This is a genomic window from Nonomuraea sp. CA-218870 (genome assembly GCF_050936535.1).
Classification (GTDB): domain Bacteria; phylum Actinomycetota; class Actinomycetes; order Streptosporangiales; family Streptosporangiaceae; genus Nonomuraea; species Nonomuraea corallina.
The window spans coordinates 2,394,130-2,417,552 of the sequence record NZ_JBNJMN010000001.1 but is presented as its reverse complement, the minus strand read 5'-3'; the positions used below and the strand labels follow the sequence as shown (position 1 = coordinate 2,417,552).

At 73.4% G+C, this 23,423-nt stretch carries 17 protein-coding genes and 1 pseudogene; 9 read left to right on the top strand and 9 right to left on the bottom strand.

The window, feature by feature from the left end; translation table 11 throughout:
• Nucleotides 1-36: 36 nt before the first annotated feature.
• Both ACQEUU_RS11885 and ACQEUU_RS11880 read left to right on the top strand, forming a co-directional pair.
• The gene (locus ACQEUU_RS11885) at nucleotides 37-1,704 is read left to right on the top strand and encodes an FAD-dependent oxidoreductase (protein ID WP_433064225.1); all 1,668 of its coding nucleotides are present in this window, start codon (nucleotides 37-39) and stop codon (nucleotides 1,702-1,704) included.
• The gene (locus ACQEUU_RS11880; protein WP_433064222.1) at nucleotides 1,701-3,143 is read left to right on the top strand and encodes an ATP-binding protein; all 1,443 of its coding nucleotides are present in this window, start codon (nucleotides 1,701-1,703) and stop codon (nucleotides 3,141-3,143) included. The genes ACQEUU_RS11885 and ACQEUU_RS11880 overlap by 4 nt, the downstream gene beginning before the upstream one ends.
• On the opposite strand, the gene ACQEUU_RS11875 is transcribed toward ACQEUU_RS11880, so the two are convergent.
• The gene (locus tag ACQEUU_RS11875; protein WP_433064220.1) at nucleotides 3,115-4,347 is read right to left on the bottom strand and encodes an alpha/beta fold hydrolase; all 1,233 of its coding nucleotides are present in this window, start codon (nucleotides 4,345-4,347) and stop codon (nucleotides 3,115-3,117) included. The genes ACQEUU_RS11880 and ACQEUU_RS11875 overlap by 29 nt on opposite strands.
• A 56-nt stretch (nucleotides 4,348-4,403) precedes the next feature.
• On the opposite strand from ACQEUU_RS11875, the gene ACQEUU_RS11870 reads away from it, so the two are divergent.
• Entirely contained in the window at nucleotides 4,404-5,537 is a 1,134-nt protein-coding gene (locus tag ACQEUU_RS11870; RefSeq protein WP_433064217.1) for a M20 family metallopeptidase, read from the top strand.
• A 14-nt stretch (nucleotides 5,538-5,551) separates the two neighbouring features.
• On the opposite strand, the gene ACQEUU_RS11865 is transcribed toward ACQEUU_RS11870, so the two are convergent.
• The 3 genes from ACQEUU_RS11865 to ACQEUU_RS11855 are packed head-to-tail and all read right to left on the bottom strand — an operon-like array spanning nucleotide 5,552 to nucleotide 8,748.
• The gene (locus tag ACQEUU_RS11865) at nucleotides 5,552-6,775 is read right to left on the bottom strand and encodes a cytochrome P450 family protein (RefSeq protein WP_433064214.1); all 1,224 of its coding nucleotides are present in this window, start codon (nucleotides 6,773-6,775) and stop codon (nucleotides 5,552-5,554) included.
• A gap of 3 nt (nucleotides 6,776-6,778) precedes the next feature.
• On the bottom strand, nucleotides 6,779-7,858 hold the full coding sequence (locus ACQEUU_RS11860) for an NAD(P)/FAD-dependent oxidoreductase (RefSeq protein WP_433064211.1): 1,080 nt from the start codon (nucleotides 7,856-7,858) through the stop codon (nucleotides 6,779-6,781).
• Nucleotides 7,855-8,748, bottom strand: a complete 894-nt coding sequence (locus tag ACQEUU_RS11855) for a hypothetical protein (protein WP_433064209.1) — start codon at nucleotides 8,746-8,748, stop codon at nucleotides 7,855-7,857. The genes ACQEUU_RS11860 and ACQEUU_RS11855 overlap by 4 nt, the downstream gene beginning before the upstream one ends.
• Nucleotides 8,749-8,752: 4 nt before the next feature.
• Here ACQEUU_RS11855 and ACQEUU_RS11850 point away from each other — a divergent pair.
• Nucleotides 8,753-9,520 (top strand): annotated as a pseudogene (locus tag ACQEUU_RS11850) (serine/threonine-protein kinase); the annotation flags it as partial.
• A gap of 1,007 nt (nucleotides 9,521-10,527) precedes the next feature.
• Here the strand turns inward: ACQEUU_RS11850 and ACQEUU_RS11845 are convergent.
• Entirely contained in the window at nucleotides 10,528-11,127 is a 600-nt protein-coding gene (locus ACQEUU_RS11845) for a PaaI family thioesterase (protein WP_433064207.1), read from the bottom strand.
• Between the two features lie 372 nt (nucleotides 11,128-11,499).
• Between ACQEUU_RS11845 and ACQEUU_RS11840 the strand changes: the two genes are divergently transcribed.
• The 3 genes from ACQEUU_RS11840 to ACQEUU_RS11830 all read left to right on the top strand — a co-directional run bounded on the left by ACQEUU_RS11840 (nucleotide 11,500) and on the right by ACQEUU_RS11830 (nucleotide 14,713).
• Nucleotides 11,500-13,371, top strand: coding sequence for a CHAP domain-containing protein (locus ACQEUU_RS11840; RefSeq protein ID WP_433064204.1), 1,872 nt, complete (start codon nucleotides 11,500-11,502; stop codon nucleotides 13,369-13,371).
• A 200-nt stretch (nucleotides 13,372-13,571) separates the two neighbouring features.
• Nucleotides 13,572-14,069: a cupin domain-containing protein gene (locus ACQEUU_RS11835; RefSeq protein WP_433064201.1), complete on the top strand. Its 498-nt coding sequence runs from the start codon at nucleotides 13,572-13,574 to the stop codon at nucleotides 14,067-14,069.
• Nucleotides 14,069-14,713, top strand: coding sequence for an ArsR/SmtB family transcription factor (locus ACQEUU_RS11830; RefSeq protein ID WP_433064199.1), 645 nt, complete (start codon nucleotides 14,069-14,071; stop codon nucleotides 14,711-14,713). The genes ACQEUU_RS11835 and ACQEUU_RS11830 overlap by 1 nt, the downstream gene beginning before the upstream one ends.
• Nucleotides 14,714-14,747: 34 nt before the next feature.
• On the opposite strand, the gene gdhA is transcribed toward ACQEUU_RS11830, so the two are convergent.
• Together gdhA and ACQEUU_RS11820 are read right to left on the bottom strand one after the other, a co-directional pair.
• Entirely contained in the window at nucleotides 14,748-16,091 is a 1,344-nt protein-coding gene (gene gdhA, locus ACQEUU_RS11825) for an NADP-specific glutamate dehydrogenase (RefSeq protein ID WP_433064196.1), read from the bottom strand.
• Nucleotides 16,092-16,207: 116 nt separating this feature from the next.
• Nucleotides 16,208-18,415, bottom strand: coding sequence for an MMPL family transporter (locus ACQEUU_RS11820; RefSeq protein WP_433064193.1), 2,208 nt, complete (start codon nucleotides 18,413-18,415; stop codon nucleotides 16,208-16,210).
• A 99-nt stretch (nucleotides 18,416-18,514) separates the two neighbouring features.
• Here ACQEUU_RS11820 and ACQEUU_RS11815 point away from each other — a divergent pair, with 99 nt between their 5' ends.
• On the top strand, nucleotides 18,515-19,048 hold the full coding sequence (locus ACQEUU_RS11815; RefSeq protein WP_433064190.1) for a TetR/AcrR family transcriptional regulator: 534 nt from the start codon (nucleotides 18,515-18,517) through the stop codon (nucleotides 19,046-19,048).
• Here ACQEUU_RS11815 and ACQEUU_RS11810 read toward each other — a convergent pair.
• The gene (locus ACQEUU_RS11810; protein ID WP_433064188.1) at nucleotides 19,045-19,656 is read right to left on the bottom strand and encodes a TetR/AcrR family transcriptional regulator; all 612 of its coding nucleotides are present in this window, start codon (nucleotides 19,654-19,656) and stop codon (nucleotides 19,045-19,047) included. The genes ACQEUU_RS11815 and ACQEUU_RS11810 overlap by 4 nt on opposite strands.
• A gap of 93 nt (nucleotides 19,657-19,749) precedes the next feature.
• On the opposite strand from ACQEUU_RS11810, the gene ACQEUU_RS11805 reads away from it, so the two are divergent.
• The gene (locus ACQEUU_RS11805; protein ID WP_433064185.1) at nucleotides 19,750-20,718 is read left to right on the top strand and encodes an SDR family NAD(P)-dependent oxidoreductase; all 969 of its coding nucleotides are present in this window, start codon (nucleotides 19,750-19,752) and stop codon (nucleotides 20,716-20,718) included.
• A 23-nt stretch (nucleotides 20,719-20,741) separates the two neighbouring features.
• Here the strand turns inward: ACQEUU_RS11805 and ACQEUU_RS11800 are convergent, their stop codons facing one another.
• Entirely contained in the window at nucleotides 20,742-23,267 is a 2,526-nt protein-coding gene (locus tag ACQEUU_RS11800) for a protein kinase domain-containing protein (RefSeq protein ID WP_433064182.1), read from the bottom strand.
• Nucleotides 23,268-23,423 lie beyond the last annotated feature (156 nt).

Genomic DNA, 23,423 nt, shown 5'->3' with positions numbered 1-23,423 from the left:
CGCCGGCGGACAAGAGGGCATCGCGCGGGTAGGGGAATGACGGAAAGGCAGGGCATGGACAAGCCGGTCATCGTGACGGTCGACGACGACCCGGGGGTGTCGCGGGCGGTCGCCCGCGACCTCCGGCGTCGTTACGGGCAGCACTACAGGATCGTCCGCGCCGAGGCGGCCGTGCAGGGGCTGGAGGCCGTCCGGGAGATGCGGCTGCGCGGTGACGAGGTGTGCGCCATCCTCGCCGACTACCGCATGCCGCAGATGAACGGGGTGCAGTTCCTGGAGGCGGCGATGGACATGTACCCGTACGCCCGCCGGGTGCTGCTGACGGCCTACGCCGACACTGACGCCGCGATCCAGGCGATCAACGTGGTGGACCTGGACCACTACCTGCTCAAGCCGTGGGACCCGCCGGAGGAGAAGTTCTACCCGGTGATCGACGGCCAGCTCGACGCCTGGCAGCGCACCGACCGGGTGGAGGTGGCGGAGCTGCGGGTGGTGGGCGACCGCTGGTCGCGGCCGTCCTACAAGGTGCGCGACTTCCTGGCCCGCAACCACGTGCCCTACCAGTGGATGCTGGCCGAGGACCCGGAGGGCGCGCAGCTCGTCGCCGCCGCCGGGGACGACTGCCACCTGCCGCTGGTGGTCACCGCCGACGGGTCGATGCTGCAGGCGCCCGACCAGTCGACGCTGGCCTCCACGGTCGGGCTGTCGACCACGCCGGCCACCGACTTCTACGACCTGATCGTGGTCGGCGGCGGCCCGGCCGGTCTGGGGGCGGCCGTCTACGGCGCCTCGGAGGGCCTGCGCACGGTCCTGGTGGAGGCGCACGCCTCGGGCGGGCAGGCCGGGCAGAGCTCGCGCATCGAGAACTACCTCGGCTTCCCCGACGGGGTGTCCGGTCAGCAGCTCGCCGACCGGGCCCGCAGGCAGGCGCTGAAGTTCGGCGCCGAGCTGCTGAGCGCGCGCAAGGTGACCCACCTGGAGCCGCGCGGCCAGGCGCGGGTGGTCGGCTTCAAGGACGGTGGCGAGATCGCCGCGCACGCGGTCATCCTGGCCACCGGCGTCAGCTACCGCCGCCTCGACGCCCCCGGCCTGGACGACTTCGTGGGCCGGGGCGTCTACTACGGGGCCGCGCTGACGGAGGCGCCTTCCTGCCGCGACCAGGACGTCTACATCGTGGGCGCCGCCAACTCGGCCGGCCAGGCGGCCGTCTACCTGGCGGGATTCGCCAAGACCGTGCATGTGTTGGTGAGGAGTGACGGTCTGGAGAAGTCCATGTCCCACTACCTCATCGAGCAGATCCAGGCGATCGGCAACATCGAGGTCCACCTGGAGACGCGGGTCGCCGGCGGCGAGGGCGACGGCCACCTGCAACGGCTGACGCTGTCGGCCGGGGGCGGGGAGCGCGTGGTCGACGCGCAGTGGCTGTTCGTGTTCATCGGCGCGGAGCCGTACACCTCGTGGCTGGAGGACACGATCGAGCGGGACGCCAAGGGGTTCGTCGTCACCGGGCCCGACCTGGTGCAGGGCGGGCAGCGGCCGCGCAACTGGACGCTGCGCCGCCAGCCCTACTACCTGGAGACGAACGTGCCGGGGGTGTTCGCGGCCGGCGACGTGCGCGCCGAGTCGATCAAGCGGGTGGCCTCCGCCGTCGGGGAGGGCGCGATGGCGGTCGCGCTCGTACACCGCTACCTGGAGAAGCAATGAGTACGGTCGACATCGACGAACTGCGCAAGCTCTTCCTGTTCGAGCGGCTGACCGACGAGCAGCTCACCAAGCTCGCCGACAGCGGCCGGATGGCGACCTACGGGCAGGACGAGGACGTCGTGCGCCAGGGCGAGCCCGCCGACTGCTTCGTGGTGCTGATGGAGGGCGAGGTGCAGATGATCTCCGAGACCGTCAGCGCCGGCACCGTCGCCATGCCCCGCACCTCGCAGCCCGGCGTGTACGGCGGCGCCACCTCCGCCTACCTGGGCGAGCGGGCGCCGCAGACCTACCAGCACACGCTGCGCGCCACCGCCCCGTCGCGGCTGTTCGTGCTTCCGGCCAGGAAGTTCGCCTACATCGTGACCGAGTGGTTCCCGATGGCGATGCACCTGCTCGACGGGCTGCAGTCGGGCGGGCGCATGCAGCGGGAGATGATCGACCGGCGGCAGCGTCTCACCGCGCTCGGCACCATCACGGCCGGGCTCACCCACGAGCTGAACAACCCGGCGGCCGCGGCGGTGCGCGCGGTCAGCGAGCTGCGCTCGCTGGTCAGGTCGTCGCGGGTGGAGCTGGCCCAGCTCGCCGAGAACGGCATCCCGCCCGAGCGGCTGCGCGCGCTCATCGAGATGCAGGAGGCGTGCATGGAGGCGGTCGGCACGCTGCCCGCGCGCAGCCCGCTGGAGATCTCCGACGCCGAGGACGAGCTGGGCGACGCCCTCGACGAGCTCGGCGTCGAGAACGCGTGGGACCTGGCGCCCGCCCTGGTCAACGCCGGGTTCGGCGCCGAGCACCTGGACAAGGTGCGGCGCAAGGTGGGCGAGGAGCACACCCCGGCCGCGCTGCGCTGGCTGTCCGAGGCGGTGGAGATCTCGCAGATGCTCAACGAGGTCACCGAGGCCACCGAGCGGATCACCACGCTGATCCGCTCGGCCAAGGAGTACTCCCAGATGGACCGGGCCCCGTTCCAGGTGCTCGATCTGCACCGCCTGCTCGACAGCACGGTCGCGATCTTCCGCGGCAAGCTGCCGCCGGGCATCACGGTGGTCACCGACTACGACCGCACCCTCCCGCCGGTGCCCTGCTACGGCGGCGAGCTGAACCAGGTGTGGACCAACCTGATGCACAACGCGCTCGACGCCATGGGCGAGGAGGGCACGCTGACCATCCGCACCGCGCACGACGAGGACGAGGCGATCGTGGAGATCGGCGACACCGGCCACGGCGTGCCGGACGCGATCAAGGACCGCATCTTCGAACCGTTCTTCACCACCAAGAGCGTCGGCGAGGGCACCGGGCTGGGGCTCGACATCTCGTACCGGATCGTGGCGGGGCGGCACGGCGGCGAGATCAAGGTGCGCTCGGTGCCCGGCGAGACCTGGTTCGAGGTGCGGCTGCCGCTGCGCGAGGCCGCTAACGGGGATCGGTCACCATCCGCGTGAGCCGGGGCACGATCTGGTCGGCGGCCATGCGGAAGCCGTCGTGCTCGAACTCGTTGGTCACCCACACCCGCAGGTTGCCGACCCGCGCGGCGGTCTCCAGCGACAGGCCGGCGTCCACGTACATGTCGTCGTGGTAGACGACGGCGGCGACCGGCACCTCGTTGGCGGCCAGCCGGTCGGGGTCGTACAGCGGCGGCCAGTCGTCGGCGGCGGCGAGCAGCTCGGCCGCGCCCTTGAACGGCCGCAGCGCACGGATCTCGTCGAACATCCAGGGATAGGCCATCTCGCCGGTGAACATGCCGAACGCGCCGAAGTCGGGGGGCAGCAGCCGTTCGGCCGCCCAGCGGGTGGCGGCGCCCTGGGCGTAGATGAGCTCCTGCAGCACCATGTAGAGCGGGTTGCCGACGAACCCGGTCTCCGCCATGACGTCGTACAGGAACGCGTCGGAGAGCCGGTCGCCGTGCCAGGCCTCGGCGAGCTGCCAGTGGAGGCGCTCGGAGCCGTCGCCCATGCCGAGCTTCATGCCGAGCGTGCGGAAGCGCTCGACGGTGAGCCGGTCGCCGTCCGGCAGCAGCACCTTCTCGCCGGCCAGGCGCTCGGCGACGCGCCGGGCCGCCGCCTCGTCCTCCGGGTAGCGCAGGTAGTGGCGGCGCACCTTGGCGCGGACCCGTTCGTACGTGCGCGCGCAGACGTCGTCGGCGGTGGCTTCGAGGCCCGGCAGGCCGCCGGTGACGTGGCATGCCCGGAGCCCTTCCGGCGCCTGGGACAGGTAGGTGAGGGTGATGAAGCCGCCGTAGCTCTGCCCCCAGGTCTCCCACGCGCCGATGCCGAGCGCCTTCCTGATGTGCTCGCAGTCGGCCACGATCGCGTCGGCGCGGAAGTGCCGCAGGTAGCCGGCCAGCTCCGCGTCCGATGCCGCGTCGGCGGCGGTGACGGGGGTGCTGCGGCCGGTGCCGCGCTGGTCGAGCAGGAGCACCCGGTGGGTGGCCAGCAGGGGCCGCCAGTGGCCGGGGCCGGTGGGCCGGGGCGACTGGCCGCCGGGGCCCCCCTGCAGGAACAGTGCCCACGGCAGGTCACCGGTGACGGCCGGGTCGCGGATCTCGCGGGCGAACACCCGGATCGTCCGCCCGCCGGGGTCGGCGTGGTCGAGGGGGACGGTGAAGACGTGGTCGGCGACCGTGATGCCGGGCATGGTGACTTTCACGTTCAGCACCCTATGGGCGGGACACTGGCGTCCGAACCTCTGCGGGAAGGAACCCCATGGCGATCGAGGAATGGTCCCGGCAGGCGCTGCCCGCGATGCTGGACGACATCAGGACGCTGGTCGAGCTGGAGACCCCCAGCCACGACGGGCCGGCGCTCGCGCGCGGGCTGACCGCCGTCCGCGAGCTGGCCGCCGGGCGGCTCGGCCCGCCCGCCGGCGAGACGCGGCACGACGGCGGGCGGTACGGGGACGCGCTGGAGCTGCGGTACGCGGGCACCGCGCCGGGCGAGGTGCTGCTGCTCGGCCACTACGACACGGTGTGGCCGGCGGGCACCCTGGCCGGGTGGCCGTTCGCGATCGAGGACGGCACGATGACCGGGCCCGGCGTGTTCGACATGAAGACGGGGCTGGTGCAGGCGATCTGGGCGGTGCGCGGGCTGCGCGCGCTGGGGCTGCCGCATCCGGGCGTGCGGTTCCTGTTCAGCGGCGACGAGGAGATCGGCAGCCCGGCGTCGCGGCCGCGCATCGAGTCGGCCTGCGCGGACGCCGTGGCCACCTTGGTGTTCGAGCCGTCGCTGCGCGGCGCGCTGAAGACCTCCCGCAAGGGGGTGGGGCAGTTCGACGTGACGGTGACCGGCGTGGAGGCGCACGCCGGGCTGGACCCGGCGGCCGGGGCGAGCGCCGTCCACGCGCTGGCGGAGCTCGTGACACGCCTGGCCGCCGCCGGCGCCCCGGAGCGGGGCACGACCGTGAACGTCGGCCTGATCAGCGGCGGCACCGGCCGCAACGTGGCCGCCGGCCTGGCGACGTGCGGCGTCGACGTGCGGGTGGGCGACCCTGCGGAGATGGCCAGGATCGACGGGCTGTTCGCCGGGCTGCGGGCCGCCGACCCGCGCGTCACGGTGTCGGTGGCGGGCGGGTGGAACCGGCCCCCGATGACGCCGAACGCGCCGTCGCGGCACCTGTTCGAGGAGGCGCGCACGGTCGCCGCGGCGCAGGGCTGGGAGCTGGCGGAGGCCGCGGTGGGCGGCGCCAGCGACGGCAACTTCGTCTCCGCGCTGGGCCGGGCGGTCCTGGACGGCTTCGGCGCGGTCGGCGACGGCGCGCACGCCCGGCACGAGCACGTGCTGGTCGGCCACATCCCCGAGCGCACCGCCCTGACGATCGGGCTGATCTCCGCCCTGGCCTGAGGCGGCCGGGCCGATCAGCCGCGGCGCTCGCCGAGCAGGACCGGCAGACTCCGGGTGCTGTTGCCGAGGACCGACCCGAGCGGCCTGGTGCCCGCGTCCGGGCCGGCGAGCCGCATGTCCGGGAACGCCGCGAACAGGATGGCCAGCGACACCTCGCCCTCCAGCCGGGCCAGCGGCGCTCCGAGGCAGAAGTGCCGGCCGTGCCCGAACGACAGGTGGCCCGGCTGCGGCGCCACCGCGTCGAACCGGCAGGCCCGTTCCCCGTAGCGTTCCGGGTCGCGGCCGGCCGAGGCGAAGCAGGCGACGACCGCCTCTCCCCTGCGCACCCGTACCCCGTCGATCTCCAGGTCGCGGACCGCGTACCGCATCGGGAAGTGGGCGATCGGCGAGTCCCACCGCATGGTCTCATCCACGACGGCGCTCCACGGCAGCTCGCCCCCGAGCGCGAGGGCGAGCTGGGCGGGCTCGCGGAGCAGGGCGCGGGCGCCGTTGGTGAGCAGGTTGACGGTCGTGACGTGCCCGGCGATGAACACCAGCTCGACGGTGTCCAGCAGCTCCCGTCCGGTCAGCTCGCCTTCCTGGACCAGGGCGCTGATCAGGCCGGGCCCCGGAGCACCGCGCAGGTCCTCGACGATCTCCGTGAGGAGCCCGTACAGGACCCTTCTCGCCTCGGTGACGTCCACCGGCGTGTCGCCGACGCCGGCGGCCACGTCGGTCAGCTCGTTCACCTCGGACCGCATGCCGGGCGGGATGCCCATCAGCTCGGTGATGACGTCCCGCGGTATCGGGTAGGCGAAGTGCTCGCGCAGGTCCACCGGCCCTGGCGGGAGCGCGGCCAGCCGGTCCACCCGCTCGGCGGCCAGCCTCGCCACCCACGGCCGCAGCTCCTCGACGCGGCGGGCGTTGAAGACGCGGGCCAGCGGGCCGCGCAGCCGCCGGTGGGCCTCGCCCTCGGCGTTCAGCATGGACGTGTCGAAGGTGATCCGGCGCACCGCGGTGCCGTCGCGCACCTCGGCCCGGCCCTCCGGGTCCCAGTGGCTGATGTCCCTGGACAGGTCCGGGTGGGCGAGCACGGCGGCCACGGTCGCGTGCCGGGTGGCGGCCCAGGCCCGCACGCCCTCCATCTCCACCGGGACCAGCGACCCCAGTTCGCGCAGCTTCGCGCAGTCCGCGTGCACGTCCGGGCTGGCGGGGTCGAGGACGAACCTGACCCCGGCACCCGTCTCGGCGGTGTCCACGGCTCAGCCCACCCGTTCCGGCGTCGCCGCCAGGGTGGCCGCGTCGAGCCACGGCTCGCGCCCCAGGTAGAGGTCGCGGACCAACTCGCCGGCGGCGGGCGCGTTGCACAGGCCGTGCCCGGAGAATCCGGCCGCGTACAGGAACGCGGGCGGCCCCGGCAGGTGGCCGATGAACGCGGTCCTGTCCGGGCTGGCGTCGCGCGCCCCGGTGACCGCCGTGTGCAGCCGGATCCCGCTCAGGCTCGGGTACGTGACCGCGAGCTGGGCGGCCACTCCGGCCCGCCAGGCGGCCCTGTCGCGGTCCGGGTAGCCCATGCCGATCAGCAGCCGGTCGCCGCGCAGCCGCACCAGCAGCCGGCTGGAGGCGTCCAGGGTGACCGGCAGCTCCGGCAGCGCCTCCAGCGGGTCGGTGACCAGCAGCTCCTGCACGACCGGCTCGGGCAGCGGCAGCCGCACCCCCGCCGACCTGGCCAGCGGAGCCGACCAGGCGCCGGCGGCGCACACGACGGCGTCGGCCGTGATCGCGCCGTGCGGCGTCTCCACCCGGCCGTCCTGGACGTCCAGCGCCGGGCAGCCGGTGCGCAGCCGCGCCCCGGCCCGCCTGGCGCCGGCCGCGTAGCCCTCGACGATGGCCGCGGTGTCGGACACGTACGCCTGCGGTGACCAGGCGGCGGCGAGCAGCGGCAGGTCGCCGCCGATGAGCGGGTTGAGCCGCCTGGCCCGGCGGGCGTCGATCAGCTCGGCCTCCACCCCGGCGGCCCGCTGGGCGGGCAGTTCCGCCTCGAACGCCGCCACCTGGTCCGGCTCGGTGAACAGCACCAGGTAACCGACTTGGCGCATCGGCAGGGCGGCGCCGGGCCTGGCGGCGAAGTCGCGGTAGGCGTCCAGGCTGCGCACGGCCAGCGCGGAGCTGACCGGGTCGCCGGCGAAGTAGGCGCGCAGCACGTCGGCCGTGGCCCGCGAGGCGCCGCAGCCGAGCGTGCCGCGCTCCAGCAGCACGGTGTCCACCCCGGCCTCGGCCAGGTGGTAGGCGACGGACAGGCCGATCACCCCGCCGCCGACGACCACGACGCGGCCGCTCATCCGAGCGCTCCCTCGCGCCGCAGGCCGTCGCCGAGATGCCACGGGAAGAGCTGCAGGTTCCAGCCGCCCAGGCAGTTGACGTACAGGGCCAGGTGCGCCATGAGCGCGGCGAAGTCGTCGCGGCTGCTGATCCGGTCCAGCCCGCCGAGCGCCCTCTGGGTGAACTCGTGGAGCTTGCCGAGCCCGCAGTAGCCGAGGAACTCGGCGGGTGTGGCGGCGAGCAGGCGCGCCATGTGGCGCAGCGACTCCAGCGGCATGTCCTCGTACGCGGCCCGGACCAGCCCGCCGAAGCAGGCGTAGCCGAGCGGCCGGGTCTCGCCGTTGACGAAGACCAGCGTGGTGAGCACGGTCGAGAAGCTGCCCGCGCCTGACGGGATGCGGCCGTCGTGCAGGTCCGCCAGGTCTTCCGGCGGGCTCAGCCAGATCCGCTCGGTCTCGGCGTGCACCTCGCCGATCAGGGCGTCGATCTGCGGGTCGGCCACGCTGAGCCGGGGCAGGCTGTGGCCGCCCGCCTCGCCGGCGCGCCTGACCTCGGCGACGATCGGCTTCTTGCTCCGGTAGAGCGACTCCCAGATCGCGGCCCCGGACTCCACCAGGGTGTCCAGATGCTCCGGGAGGACCTGGCCGATGGGCACGGCGGGCATGGGCTCGGTCAGCTCGCCGTACTTGATGCCGAGGTGCTGCAGCCGGGAGGCGAACAGCGTGCCGTCGGGTGCCTCGCGACGGTCCACGGTGTGCGTGCCCCTCTGGTGCAGCAGCGCGTGGACCGGGGCGACGTGGTAGAGGTGATGGCCCGCCACCAGGGCATGCCCCTGCAGACTTCGGTACGGGAGCGCGTCCCAGACGCTCTGCGCCAGGGCGGCGTTCCGTTCGTCCAGTTCGGCGATCACGGCGGTGCCCAGTGCAGGCCAGCCGATTTCTACTCGTCTAGTCACAGTATGCGACATTAACACTACATATAGTGATATTGGTGACAAGCCCTCCCTTTCCTGGCGTGACAAACCGGGACCTCCGGTGAGACGGTCGAATCCGGATCGGCTGTCGTCTCGGGGGTTCGGAGTGGTCCCTGGTTACCGTGATGTACGCCAGCTGGGCAGCGGGCGCACCGGCCGGGTCTTCCTGGCCACGTACCAGGAGACCGGCGCGTACGTCGCCATCAAGTACCTCAACGCGACCCTGCGCAGGGACGACGGCTTCATGACCCGCTACCGGCGGGACGCGGCGGAGCTGGTGGAGATCGACCACCCGCACGTGGTCAAGGTGCACGAGTACGTCGAGACGCGCCGGCGGGCCGCGGTCGTGATGGAGCTCGTCGACGGGGTGCCGCTGCGGGAGATCCTGCGCGAGCACGTCCGGGTCAGCCCGGAGGCGGCGCTCGTGGCGGCCAAGAGCGCGCTGGAAGCGCTGGCGGCCGCGCACGAGCGCGGCGTGGCCCACCGCGACGTGCGGCCGGAGAAGCTGCTCGTCCAGGCCGACGGGACGGCGAAGCTGACCGGCTTCGGCATCGTGACGCACGTCGAGGAGCCGGACGTGCCCGCGGGCAGCCCGCCGTACATGGCGCCCGAGCTGTGGACGCGCGGCGCCGCGGGCCCGCCTGCCGACGTGTACGCGGCGGCGTGCCTGCTGTTCGAGGCCGTGCGGGGCCGGGTGCCGTACCGCGGCGAGGACCTCCCGGCCCTGCGCGGGCAGCACCTGGCGGAGCCGGTGCCGCTGGAGGTGGTGCCGGACCCGCTGCGCAATCTGCTGCGGCGCGGGCTGGCCAAGGCCCCGGCGCTGCGGTACGCGTCGGCCAGGGAGTTCCTGGCCGAGCTGGAACGCGACGCGCTCGCGGGCTACGGGCAGGAGTGGGAGCAGCGGGGCCGCCGCCATCTCGCCGAGCCGGCGACCGCGCTCGCGCTCCGCTTCCCGCTGGCCAGGACCGAGCCGGAGCCCGCCCGGCGTTCCGCCGCCCGGCCGCTGCCCGCGCCACCGCCGTACCTGTGGCTGGCGGTGGCGACCGTCGTGGCGGTGGCGATCTCGCTGCTCGCGTCCGGAGGGACGCTGTCCACGGGACCGGCCACCGCGCCGATCCCCCCGCGGACCGCGGAGGACACCGGGAGTCCCGCCCCGGCGGCCACCGACCCGAGCTTCCCGGCCCCGTCCGAGTCCGCCCCGTCCGAGTCCCCGTCCGAGTCACGCCCGGACCGCAGCGCTTCCGGATCCCCCGGAGAGAGCCGCCCCACCGGTCCGACCGCCTCGTCGGCCCGGCCGCGCCCCGGCCCGACGACCGCCGGACCAGGCCCCACCGCCTCCGGATCGCCCGCGCCCGGCCGCGCCGCCGTGACCGGGGTCGCCATCCTGTCCTGGAACGGCTCGGCCGGCTCCGTCCGGGTCACCGCCGACGGCACCGGCGCCGTCCGGCTCCGGCTGTCCTACCTGCGGCGCGAGGACGGCGGCGTGTCGCGCGAGCTGGCCGGAGAGAGCCGCACCCTGTCCGGCCGCACCGAGTACACCAGCCGGGCCGGCCGCGACCTCGGTCAGGTGCCGTGCGGCAGGCGCGCCCATCTGACGCTGGTGGCGATGACGGAGCCCGCGGCGGCGAACGGACCGCAGATCAGCGAGGTGGCGATGGACGGCCCCGCCTGCGCCTCGCCCTCCCGGCCCGGGACGCCGTCCCCGGACGGCCCGCCTCAGAGCTCGCCGGGGAACCAGCTGGGCGTGATGAACAGGCCCGTGGCCTCCACCAGGACGGTGCCGTCCGGGAGCGCCATGCGGCCGTCGGCCCAGGACTTGCGGCCCTCCGAACGGGTGTACTCGGCCGTCGCCACGACGGGCGTCCCGAACGGGACGGGAGCCCGGTAGGTCATCGTCAGGGAGGCGGTCAGGCCGCCGCGCCCGACGGCGCCGAGGGCCGTGCCCAGCAGGTGGTCCAGGACCATGGCGCTGACCCCGCCGTGGACCAGGCCCGGCGGGCCCTCGTGCAGCGGGCGGAAGACCTGCTCGGCGCGGACGCCGCCGCCCGGCAGGTACTCGATCTCGATCGGGGGCGCGAACGGGTTGGCCGCGCCGACGACGGCGTTGCCCATGAGCCAACGGGGCTCGCCGACCTCCGCCGGGGGCCGCCGGACGGCGTCGAGGCGCTCGGTGAGCGCGCGCAGCTCCTCGGTGACGGCGGCGATCTCCTTGTCATCGGCGCCGGTCGCGACCACGGCGTCCATCAGCTCACGGGTCTGCGCGACCAGGGCGAGAAGCGCCGTGTAGGTGGATGCGGACGTGGCCTCGAGCGTCATGCGACGATCTTAGACCGAATTTCATTCTAGAAGACGGGACCGACCCAGGGACGTTCGTCACATTCCGCGAGGTCACGTTGACGTCACGAAGGAGTCACGCCACGATTCCAAGATTTTTTGCGATTGAATCCCCTTTGGCACGTTCTTTACGAAATACTGCTGACCTGCCGGTTTCAAGGCGAGGATGATCTACCCGCTATTGGCACTGGCTTGACCTGGCGATTCGTGACGGTAACCTCCTGGATCACGGAGGACTACTGGTCTCCGGTTTCGTCACACGTGTCCCGGGGGCTCCCCCTCGTACCCCGGGCTGCGCGGACGGGATCGGTCTTGCTCGGAAGGGTTGGCCCCCAGACTTCCATGACCCCTGAGATGCGGAAGTTCATCGAGCTTCTGGAGAGCCAGCTCGGCTACTCCGAGAAGGCCGGTGCGTACACCAAGTTCGGCAACTGGTACGGCGAGACCATCGAGTTCGACGCCGACTACACCTCCGCACCCTGGTGCGACATGTTCCTGGCCTGGGCTGCCACCAAGCTCGGGTACGAGGAGTGGATGGGCCAGTTCGCCTGGACGGTGGCGCACGCCAAGTGGTTCAAGAAGCAGGACGCGTGGGGCACCAAGCCCGAGCCCGGCGCGTTCGTCTTCTTCGACTGGAGCGGGTCCGACAGCATCAGCCGCATCGACCACATCGGCGTGGTCACCAAGGTCGAGGGCGGCCGCATCCACACCATCGAGGGCAACATCGACGGCGGCGTGGCCAAGCGTAAGGAACGTGACACCAGCAAGGTCGTCGGCTACGGGTACCCGTGGAAGATCAAGGAGCGGCTGGACGCCGAGGCGGCCCAGAAGGCGGCCGACGAGGCGGCGGCCATGAAGGCCAAGACCGGCGTCGGCACGAGCCCTCTGGGTGACGGGCTCGCCACCCTGGTCCCGCACGTCGAACTCGACGGGCAGGCGAAGGCCTCGTCCGGAGCCCGCGCCGGCAAGGAGCGGGACAAGAAGGGCGAGACGCCCAAGGCCGGCAGGTCCGACGCCCCGAAGAAGTCCGAGTCGGCCCCCCAGACCGCGGTCACCCCCGGTGCCGGTGAGGCGTCGGCGCCGAGGTCCGGCAAGCACGCCAAGCCCACCACCGCCGACACCAGCGCCGTCACGACGGGCCCCATCCCGGTCATCACGGACGTCGCCGCCACCGGCCCGTCCACCACCGTCGACTCCCCCGCGCTGCTGACCTCCGCCCTGGTGGCCGCCCTCGCGGTGCTGGCGGTGGCCAAGGCGAGGACGCTGCGGCTGCGGCCGGCCCTGGCCGGGGCGGCGGCCGCGCAGGATGCCGCGCCGCGCTCCCACCGCCGCCGCAAGCCACGCAAGGAGACCCCCGGGGAGACCCGCAGGGAAGTCCGCACCCCGTCGGCGCGCGCGCTGCAGCAGCCGATGGAGCTGGAGGCGCCCCGGCCGCTGGTCGACGGCCTGGAGCCGGTCACGGCGCTCCGGTCGTTGCGGGCGCTGTTCCCGCTCGAGCCCGTCGTCATCCCGGAGGCGACCAGCGCGTTCGACGCCTTCTCCCGCCCGGCCCCGGCGCGGCCGGAACCGGTGCGGCCAGAACCGGTGCGGCCCGTCACCCTCATCTGGGAGGGCGACGGCGCCAGCCGCCGGCTCCTCACCGACACCGGGCCGATCGAGATCCCGCGCGAGCCGGGGCTGTACGAACTGCCCGACCCGTACAGCGGCTTCCACCTCCTGGGCGGCGCGTCCGGCCCGTTCCCGATCCGCGAGGAACCCGTCCTGCCGCGCCGCCCGCACGCGACCTCCTCCGGCACCCATCCGGGCCGCGGGCGTGACCTCGTGACCGCCCCCTCCCACGGCCGCCCGGAGGAACGCTCCGCGACGGACGCCCCCCTCCGCGGTCGCCGTCACCGTCAGTCCGTGGACGTGCAGCGCCTGGAGCCGTTCACCCCGGACGCCCCGCTCCGGGGCCGCCGCCACCGCACCATCCACGACCCCCGCGCCCCGTACGACCCGACCGGCCGCGCCCTCGACACGAGCCGCGGCGCCCCGTACGAGCCGGCGGCCCGTACGCACGACGGCAGCCGCCACCTCCCCCACCGGCCGGACGCCGCCGCCACGCGCACGTACGAACCGGCCCTGACCGGCGCGTCACGGACGGCCGATCACGCGCCCCCCGCCCGCGACACCCACACCGCTCCGGCGGGCCGCCGAGGATCCCGCCGAGGCCGCCACCGCGCCTGAGCCCCACCACTGGCCTCCCCCGCCCGTACGGCCTCCCCGCACCCGCCGCCGTCCGGCCATGCCGCGTCCCCGGCCGCCGGAGCCGAGCCGTGGCGGCTCGCCACCTTGCGCCCAAGCAGGTTCACGGTCTTTGCCTCTTCCGCTCGACCTTGCAGTCCGATAATCTAAAGAACGTTGGAATAAGAGAAGAGGAGCCCCCCATGTCGTACCCCGAAGCGCGTTATCTGGGCGAGTCCGGCGAGGCCAGCGGCCGCCTGAGGCCCGCCACGCTGGGCCCGGACCTGGTGATCGGCAAGGACCCCGGGACGCGGGTGCACTATCTCGGCACCGGCGCGTCCACGAACGGCGCCTTCGGCCTGTACCGGTGGGAGATGGGCCCCCGGCCGGGCGGCGCGCACGCGCACTTCCACCGCACGATCACCGAGTCGTTCTACGTCCTGTCCGGCGCCGTGAAGCTCTACAACGGCAAGGAGTGGGTGGAGGGGACCACAGGGGACTTCCTGTTCGTCCCCGAGGGCGGTGTCCACGGCTTCAGGAACGAGTCGGGCGAGCCCGCGTCCCTGTTGATCCTGTTCACCCCGGGCGCGCCACGCGAGGGCTACTTCGAGGAGCTCGCCGCCATCGCCGCCGACGAGCGGCAGCTCACCCCGGAGGAGTGGACCGAGTTGTATCTCCGCCACGACCAGTACATGGTGTGATGTTCCCAGAAGAGCCCGTCTACGAGCAGCTCGCCCGGGTCGGCAAGGCGCTGGCCAGCCCGGTGCGGCTGCGCCTGCTCGACGTGCTGGACCAGGGCGAGCGCACCGTCGAGGAGCTGGCGCGGGAGGCGGGCGTCCCGCTGAAGAACACCTCGGCCCAGCTCCAGCAGTTGCGCGCGGCCCAGCTGGTGACCGCCAGGAAGGAGGGCACCCGGGTCCACTACCGGCTGGCGGACGAGCGGGTGTCGCGGTTCCTGGGCGCGTTCCAGGGGTTCGCCCAGGAGCGGCTGGCCGACCTGCGCGACGCGATGACCGAGCTGCTCGGCTCGTACGAGGCCGTGTCGGCGGACGAGCTGGCCACCCGGCTCTCGGATCCGGAGACGCTCGTGCTCGACGTGCGCTCCCCCGACGCCTTCGCGGCCGGGCACGTGCCGGGCGCGGTGTCGGTGCCACTGCGCGAGCTGGAGGACCGCCTGGGCGAGCTGCCCGGCGGCCGGGAGATCATCGCCTACTGCGGCGGACCCTACTGCGTGGTGTCGCCCCGGGCCGTCGAGCTGCTGCGCGGGCACGGCTTCCAGGCCAGGCCGCTGGAGGGCGGGCTGACCGCGTGGCGGCGATCCGGGCGGACCGTCCGGGGACTTTAGCCCCGGACGGGGACCAGCCCCCAGGATCAGCGGCTCAGATCAGGCCCAGCGCGAGCATCGCGTCCGCCACCCGGCGGAACCCGTCGATGTTGGCCCCGGCCACGTAGTTGCCGGGCATCCCGTACTCGTCGGCGGTCCGCAGGCAGCGGGCGTGGATGTCGCCCATGATCTCCTGCAGCCGGTGCTCGGTGGTCTCGAAGCTCCACGAGTCGCGGCTGGCGTTCTGCTGCATCTCCAGCGCGCTGGTGGCCACGCCGCCGGCGTTGGCCGCCTTGCCGGGCCCGAAGGCGACACCCGCCTCCAGGAACACCTTGATGCCCTCGGGGGTCGTCGGCATGTTCGCGCCCTCGCCCACCGCGACGCAGCCGTTCGCGACCATGGTGGCGGCGTCGCGGCCGGTGATCTCGTTCTGCGTGGCGGACGGCATCGCCACCTCGCAGGGCACGTCCCACACGCTGCCGCCCCGCACGAACGTCGCGTGCGGGCCGCGCCGCGCCGCGTACGCGTCCATCCGGCCGCGCTCCACCTGCTTGACCTGCTTGAGCAGGGCGAGGTCGATCCCCTTCTCGTCCACGACGTACCCGGAGGAGTCGGAGCAGGCCACCACGGTGCCGCCGAGCTGCTCGATCTTCTCGATCGTGTAGACGGCGACGTTCCCCGATCCGGACACCACGACCCGCTTGCCGTCGAACGAGGTGCCGCGCGCCTTCAGCATCTCGTCCACGAAGAACGCGCACCCGTAGCCGGTGGCCTCGGTCCTCACCTGCGCTCCGCCGTACACCAGGCCCTTGCCGGTGATCACGCCGGACTCGTAGCGGTTGGTGATGCGCTTGTACTGGCCGAACAGGTAGCCGATCTCGCGCCCGCCGACGCCGATGTCGCCGGCCGGCACGTCGGTGTACTCGCCGATGTGCCGGTAGAGCTCCGTCATGAAGCTCTGGCAGAACCGCATCACCTCACGGTCCGAGCGGCCCTTGGGGTCGAAGTCGGAGCCGCCCTTGCCGCCGCCGATGGGCAGCCCGGTGAGGCTGTTCTTGAAGATCTGCTCGAACCCGAGGAACTTCACGATGCCCAGGTAGACCGACGGGTGGAAGCGCAGCCCACCTTTGTACGGGCCCAGCGCGCTGTTGAACTCGACCCGGAAGCCGCGGTTGATGTGGACCTCGCCGCGGTCGTCCTCCCAGGGCACGCGGAAGATGATCTGGCGCTCCGGCTCGCAGATGCGTTCGATGATCTTCGACTCGGCGTATTCGGGGTGCTTGCCGAGAACCGGGCCGATGCTCTCCAGCACCTCCCGCACCGCCTGGTGGAACTCGATCTCCCCAGGGTTGCGGCGCAGGACGTTGTCATAGATCGACGACAGCTTCTCGTGCAACACGGACTCTCCCACTCGTTCGCCATACGCGTCCTCACCTTACGAGGAAGCCGGCTGTGAGCTCCACCCACCCCCGCTTCTGACCTGCGAGTACCCGGTGGGCGGCCGGAGAACCCAGGTCAGGCGCCCACGTGCGCCTTGGGACGCTCCGCCGTGACGGCCGGCGCGGGCTCCTCGTCGTGCCCCTCCACCGACAGGTTCGGCAGCAGCCGGTCCAGCCAGCGCGGGCACCACCAGTTGGCCCGTCCCAGCAGCACCATGGTGGACGGCACCAGGAATCCCCTGATCAGCGTGGCGTCCACGGCGATCGCCACCGCCAGGCCCACGCCGAACGTCTTCACCATCGAGTCCGGGTACGCGATGAACGCGGTGAACACCGCCACCATGATCAACGCGGCCGAGGTGATGACCCGCCCGGTCGACCCCAGCCCTTCGGCCACGGCGCGCGCGTTGTCGCCGTGCTTCAGGTACGACTGCCGCACCGCCGTCAGCAGGAAGACCTCGTAGTCCATCGACAGCCCGAACAGCACCGCGAACAGCATCAGCGGCACGTAGCTCTCGATCGGCACCGAGAAGAACAGGGTGTCCACGAACGAGGCGCTCACCGGCGGATCCATGCCCACCAGCCCGCTGCCGACGCCGAAGGAGAACACCGCGGCCAGCGCGCCGAACGCGGCGCCGAGCGAGACGAGGTTCATCAGCGCCGCCTTGAGCGCCACCACCGGAGCCCGGAAGGCCAGCAGCAACAGCAGCGCGCTGAGCAGGACCACGATGCCGATGACGAGCGGGGTGCGCTCGATCAGCCGGTCGGCGGCGTCGGTGAGGGCGGCGACCTCCCCGCCCACGTGCACCTGGAGCCCGTCGCCGTCGAACGTCCTGATCTCGCGTACGAGGTCGGCGGCGCGCGCGTCGCCTGGCGGGTAGTCGGAGATCACCTGGATCACGACCGCCCGCTCGGAGTCGTTCAGCTTGGGCTCGGCGACGTGCGCGACGCCGTCGAGGTCCCCGATCCGGTCGGCCAGCCGGTCGGCCGCGGCCTCAGTGATCGTGCGGGGCGAGGCCGCCACCACGGTCAGCGGCCCGGTGCTCCCGGGGCCGAACCCGACCGTCATCAGCTCGTACGCCCGCCTGGGCTCCGACCCCTGCGCCCCGTACCCGTCGTCGATCGGCCCGAGCTTGAGCGACAGCGCGGGGGCGGCGAGCGCGGCCAGCACGATCACACTGCTGATCAGCACCCGCCATGGCCGCCGTGCCACCCAGGCGCCGAGCGCGGCCCAGCCGGACGACTCCGCCCGGCGGCCCAGGAACGGCACCTTGAGCGCGTTCACCCGGTGGCCCAGCAGGCCGAGCAGCGCCGGCACGAGCGTGATCGAGGTGAGCACGGCCATCACGACGGAGATGCCGGTGATCCAGCCCAGCGTCGCCAGCAGCGGGAACCCGGCGAACATCAGCGCCGTGAGCGCGATGACGACCGTGCCGCCGGCGAACACCACCGCCCCGCCCGAACTGGACACCGCCCCGCGCACCGCCTGCTGGACGGGCAGGCCCGAGGCGAGCAGCCGGCGATACCGCGACAGCAGGAACAGCGCGTAGTCGATGCCCACGCCGAGGCCGATCATCGTGGCCATGATCCCGGCCTGTTTCGGCACGTCCACGACGTGCCCGAGCAGCCCGATCACACCCAGCCCCGCCGTCACGCTGACCAGCGCGGTGAAGATCGGGATGAGCGCGGCGGTGAGCGTGCCGAAGGCGAAGATCAACACGAGCAGCGCGCAGATCACGCCGATGACCTCGCTCGGCCCGGTCTTGATCTCCTTGTCCGCCGGGGTGGAGCTGTCGTTCGCCACGACCTCCAGCCCCGCCGCCCGCGCGGGCTCGGCGGCCTTGGAGATCCGCTGCGTGTTCTCGGCGACCTTGGTGCTGTCGTGGCCCTCCAGTCGCACGGTGATGACGCCGATCTGCAGGTTGGAGGCGATCCCGCCCTGCCGGAACGGCGAGTCGGCCTCCTTGACGTGCTCCTGCCTGCGGATGTTCGCGACCGCCTCGTCGACGGCCTCCTTGCGCGACTCCTCGATGAGCGGCCCGTCCGGGGAGTAGAGGACGAGCTGTACGGTGCCGCCCGGCTCATATCCCGGCCCGAAGCCGTCACGCATCAGGTCGTGGGCGCGCTGCGCGTCGGTGCCGGGGATGCTGACCTCGCTGCTGACGGGGCTGCCCAGGACCAGGCTGCCTCCCATCGCCGCGACGGCCAGCGTCACCCACAGTGCCAGAACGGCCCGCCCGTGCCTGGCGCACCAGCCGCCCAGCCAGCCCAGAAAGCGCGCCATCGAGCCGCCCCCTTGCTCAGAACGACCGTCCTGTACGGTCGTACAGAGTAGGATAAAACGGGATCAGCGCGAAGCTGACGCGGAGCCGGAATTGAGACGATGACCACAGCCGACGACACTCGCAGCCGTATCTTGGCCGCGGCTCGCAAGCTGTTCGCCGAGCGCGGCTACGCCAACACGTCACTGGCCGACATCGCCGCCGCCGTGGGGCTGACCAAGACCGCGATCGCCTACCACTTCCACCCCAAGGACAAGCTCGCCGCCGAGCTCATCGCCCCCGCGGCCGAGGACCTGATCACCCTGCTGGGCACCGACTTCGCGGAGGACCGCCGCGCCTTCGTGACGGCCCTGGTCGACCTGATGGTGCGGCACCGCGCGGTGATGCGGCTGTTCATGGAGGACCTCGGCACCGCCGACGCCGCCCCGCCCGGCTCCACCGGCGAGGCCGTGCGGACCTTCCGCGACGAGATCTACCTCAGGCTCGTCGGCCCGCACCCGGACGACGCGGCGAGAGTACGCGGCTGGGCCGTGCTCGGAGCCCTGAACTCGGCCGTGGTCCACACCATGGATCTCGGCCACGACCAGGTGCGCCCCCTCCTGCTGCGCATCGCCCTGGCCGTCGAGAGCCTCTAGCCTCTGACATCCGTCACTTCGCGCAGGTGGAGGGCGGCGGTGGCGGGGGCTCTCAGCATGGCGGCGCGCAGCCGGTCCGGCGGCAGGCCCTCACGCAGGGCGGCGACCGCGGCGGCGCTGACCGCGCCCACCGCCGCGCCGGTGACGGCCGCCGCCGAGACGGGGTCGAGCTCGTCCGGGTAGGCGCGGTGCAGGGCCTCCGCCAGGTCGGTCTGGGCGGCGGCCATGCGCTGGAGCAGCCGCACCTGGACCGCGGGCTCGGTCGCCACCAGCCGGGTGCGGGCCGCCGCCAGCCCGGTCGGCAGGTCCTTGGCCGCCGCGTCGGCGACCATCGCGCCGATCGCCCGGGCCAGCGCGCGGGCCGGCCCCTCCCCGGGCCGCCGCTCGCCGAGGGCCGCGACGCCCAGCTCCACCCGGGGGACGCTGTTGGCGAGCAGCACGTCCTCCTTGGCCGCGAAGTGCAGGAAGAACGTCCGCGTCGACAGCTGGGCGGCGGCGGCGATCTGCGCGACCGTCGTCCGCTCGTACCCCTTCTCCTCGAACAGCCGTACGGCGGCCTCGACGAGCGCCTCCCGGGTCCGTTCCTTCTTGGTCTCGCGCAACCCCATGCCGCAGAGCCTACTGCATCGGATGTATCGCTATATTGCATGCACTGATGCATTGAGTGTATTAATACATCAGTGCATCGAAAGGAGTTCGGCATGGGCAGTCTGGATGGGCGGGTCGCGCTCATCACCGGCGCGGGCCGCGGGATCGGCAGGCAGGAGGCACTCTTCTTCGCCTCCGAGGGAGCGAAGGTCGTGGTCAACGACCCGGGTGTGACGGCCGAGGGAGCCGCCGAGGACCCGGGCGTGGCCAAGGCGGTGGCCGACGAGATCAGGGCCGCCGGAGGCGAGGCCGTGGCCAGCACCGACGACGTCACCGACTGGACAGGGGCCAGGCGGATGGTGGAGACGGCGGTGGAGGCGTTCGGGGATCTCGACGTGGTGGTCAACAACGCGGCGATCCAGCGCAGGCGGGCCCTGGTGAACATGACGGAGGACGAGTTCGACGCCGTGCTCGCGGTGCACCTCAAGGGAACGTTCGCGGTCACCCGGTGGGCCGCCCGCCACTGGCGCGACCGGGGCGACTCCCGCGACCGCGCGGTGATCAACACAGTGTCCGCGTCAGGGCTGCTGCTGCCCGGGATCACGCAGGGCAACTACGCGGCGGCCAAGGCCGGCGTCGCGGCGCTGACCGTCGCCCACGCCGTGGAGCTCGCCAGGTACGGGGTGCGGGTCAACGCCGTGTCCCCGTCCATGGCCCGTACCCGGCTCACCGAGGGCGTCCCGGGGATGGCCGATCCGGGGGACGGCGCGTTCGACCCGCTCGACCCGGCGCTGACGGCGCACGTCGCGGCCTACCTGGCCACGCCGGGCTGCCCGGTCAACGGGCAGGTGCTCGCGGTACGGGGGACCTCGGTGACAGCGCTGAACGGGTGGAGCGCGGGTCAGAGCGTGACCAAGGACGGCGCGCCGTGGACGGTGGCCGAGCTCGGCGAGGCGATGGCGGCGCTCCCTTGGCGCGATCCGCTGGCGGAGGCGGTGGCGATGGTGGGCGGCAGCCTCGGCGACGGCAACCGGGACAGGCTGCTGGCCATGGTCGACGCCATGCTCGCCGACCCCGGCTGACCGGTCCCGGGCTGAGGCGGGCGTCAGGGTTCGGCCGACGGGTCCGCGGCGGCGCTGGACCGGGTGGGGGTGGGCTCGGGCTCTGTTGGGCCGGGCTCGGTGGGGTCCGGCTCGGTGGGGTCCGGCTCGGTGGGGTCCGGCTCGGTGGGATCGGGCTCGGTGGGATCGGGGCCGCCGGAGGGCCCGGCGCCGATGGTGATCGTGACGCGGCCGCCGGGGGCGGCGCAGGCGTCCGGCGCGGGGTCCTGGGCGATGGCGACGTCGTGCCGGGACTCGTCCTCGACCACCTGGGTGCGGACCACCGGCGCGAAACCGGCGACGCGGACGGCGGTGAGCGCGCCGTCGCGCGACTGCCCGACCACCCCGGGCACGAGGGCGCCGTGGCGGGCCACCACCAGGGACACCGCGGTGCCGCCTGAGACGCGGGCGCCGGCCTTCGGGTCCGTGGAGAGGACCTGACCGTCCGGCTCGGCGGCGCAGCGGGTGGAGACCTTGCCCAGCTTCAGGCCCGCGCCGGTGACGGCGCCCTCGGCCTCCTCGCGGCGCGTGCCGGCGACCGCGGGCACCTTGACGCCCGCCGACACCTCCAGCGCGACGGCCGAGCCCTTGGCGACGTGGGCGCCGGCGGCGGGGCGGGAGGCGAGCACCTGGCCGATCTCGCGCGGGGAGTCCCGTTCGGTGACGTCACCGGCTGCCAGCCCCGCACGTTCGAGCGCCCTGACGGCGGCGGCGCGGGAGAGCCCGGCCACGGCGGGAACGGCGATCTCCACCTGCTGCCGGACGGGCGGGTCCTTCGACACCGGGGGCGGATCGTCCACCACGCGCGTGGGCGGTCGGTCCTTGGCGATCTGATCCCCGTTCTCCTGACCGGCCGGTCCGGCGGTGGGAGCGGAGGTCGGCGTGCCGGCCCGTACCTGCATGTCGGCCTCCCTGAACAAAGGCACGAACAGGGTCACCAGCACGGCCGCCGTCACCATCAGCGCCCCGCCCACGGCCAGCCCCGCCCGGCCCAGCGCCCGCCGGCCGCGCCGCTCGGGCGGCGCGACGGAGTACGACCCCGGCGACGGCGCGCCGGAGAGCGGCCCCGGCGATGGCGCGGCAGCATACGGTCCTGGCGGCGCGGCGGGGTGCGGCCCGCGCGGCGCGGCGGGGTGCGACACCTGCGGAGTCCCGCCCACCCGCTCGGGCGAAACGGGCGCACGCGGCACCCGCTCGACGGGATACCCGGCGGGCGACCCGCGATAGGCCGCCCCACCCATCCCCGCCCCAGCACCACCCGCCATCCGCGTGCTCCCACCATCCCCCCACCCGGCACCACCCACCGCCCGAGCGTTCCCGCCATCCCCCGGCGCGGGCCCTCCCGCTCCTACCGCGTCCCGTACCGGCCCGCCGTCGGCGGACCGCACTGCCCCGGGCGGCGAGCCTCCGTCCGCATCCGGCCCCGCAACGGTTTCACCCCGCGGGTCCGTGGCCTGGTCGTACGGACGAGCGGCGGAGATGGGCAGGCGGTAGCCCCCCGGAACGCCGGTGCCCTCCGGCTCCGCGAGAGGGACAGACGGCTCCGAACCGGCGTTCCCCGGGTGGAGCGGAGGAGCACCGCCCGCAGGACCAGTCGGAGGAGCCACGCCCGCAGAACCGGCCGGAAGGACCGCGCCGGCAGAGCCAACCGGAAGGGCGACGCCAGCAGAACCGGCCGGTGGAACAGCCCCCGCAGAACCGGTCGGAGGCATGTGGCTCGGGGGGCGGAGTGGGGGGACGGCGTGCAGGATGTGCGGTGGCGGCGAGCGCAGCACCTCCACCGGCAACCCCTCCGACGTTCCCAGCAGCTCCAGCAGCAGGTCCCGGCTGGTCGGCCGGTTCCTGGCCTCCTTGTCCAGGCACGCCGCCACGAGGGTCCTGAGCCGTCCGTCCAGGCTTCCCAGGTCGGGCGGAGCGGTGAGGATGCGGTGCAGCACCGGCGCCACCGAGTCCTGCCCGAACGGCGCGGTCCCGTTGGCGGCGAAGCACATCGTGGCGCCCCACGAGAACACGTCCGCCGCCCCGGTGACCGCGCTCGCGGTGATCTGCTCGGGAGCCATGTACGCGGGGGTGCCGACGCTCCTGTTGGTCAGCGTGGCCGCCGCGTCGAGCGCCCGGGCCAGGCCGAAGTCGATGACGCGCGGCCCGTCGGGGCCGAGCAGCACGTTCTGGGGCTTGAAGTCGCGGTGCACGATGCCCGCGCGGTGGATGGCCGCGATGGCCGTGACGGTGCCGACGGCCAGCCGCTCCAGGGCGCCGCCTCGTCGCGGGCCGGCGAGCATGACCTCGCGGGCCAGCGAGGGCCCGTCGACGTACTCGCTGACGATGTACGGCCTGCCCTCGTCGAACCCGGCGTCGGCCACCTGGGCGGTGCAGAACCTGGCCACCTGCTTGGCCAGCTCCACCTCGCGCAGGAACGCCCCGCGCTCGTCGCCCACGGGACCGTGGAGCAGCTTGACCGCGTAGCTCTCCCCGGCCAGGGTGCCGAGATACACCACACCCTGGCCGCCCTCGCCCAGACGCCCGGACAACTCGTAGGGTCCGAGCGTCCGGGGATCCCCCGTCCTGAGCGGCTGCGCCGTTGGCACGGGGCGCCTCCCCTCGCCGCCACCCTCGTACCTCTCTACTGAAGCAGCCGGTGGCGGAGAGTCAACGGCGGCCGGGGCATCGCCGCCTGACCGTGACCG

Bases quoted from the DNA above. Each gene is read 5' to 3' on its own strand.
- ACQEUU_RS11870 (WP_433064217.1), top strand. From the start codon at position 4,404: ATGGCGATCGAGGAATGGTCCCGGCAGGCGCTGCCCGCGATGCTGGAC.
- ACQEUU_RS11835 (WP_433064201.1), top strand. From the start codon at position 13,572: ATGTCGTACCCCGAAGCGCGTTATCTGGGCGAGTCCGGCGAGGCCAGC.
- ACQEUU_RS11845 (WP_433064207.1), bottom strand. From the start codon at position 11,127: ATGACGCTCGAGGCCACGTCCGCATCCACCTACACGGCGCTTCTCGCC.
- ACQEUU_RS11880 (WP_433064222.1), top strand. From the start codon at position 1,701: ATGAGTACGGTCGACATCGACGAACTGCGCAAGCTCTTCCTGTTCGAG.
- ACQEUU_RS11815 (WP_433064190.1), top strand. From the start codon at position 18,515: ATGACCACAGCCGACGACACTCGCAGCCGTATCTTGGCCGCGGCTCGC.
- ACQEUU_RS11860 (WP_433064211.1), bottom strand. From the start codon at position 7,858: ATGAGCGGCCGCGTCGTGGTCGTCGGCGGCGGGGTGATCGGCCTGTCC.
- ACQEUU_RS11840 (WP_433064204.1), top strand. From the start codon at position 11,500: ATGCGGAAGTTCATCGAGCTTCTGGAGAGCCAGCTCGGCTACTCCGAG.
- ACQEUU_RS11810 (WP_433064188.1), bottom strand. From the start codon at position 19,656: ATGGGGTTGCGCGAGACCAAGAAGGAACGGACCCGGGAGGCGCTCGTC.
- ACQEUU_RS11820 (WP_433064193.1), bottom strand. From the start codon at position 18,415: ATGGCGCGCTTTCTGGGCTGGCTGGGCGGCTGGTGCGCCAGGCACGGG.
- ACQEUU_RS11830 (WP_433064199.1), top strand. From the start codon at position 14,069: ATGTTCCCAGAAGAGCCCGTCTACGAGCAGCTCGCCCGGGTCGGCAAG.
- ACQEUU_RS11805 (WP_433064185.1), top strand. From the start codon at position 19,750: ATGGGCAGTCTGGATGGGCGGGTCGCGCTCATCACCGGCGCGGGCCGC.
- ACQEUU_RS11885 (WP_433064225.1), top strand. From the start codon at position 37: ATGACGGAAAGGCAGGGCATGGACAAGCCGGTCATCGTGACGGTCGAC.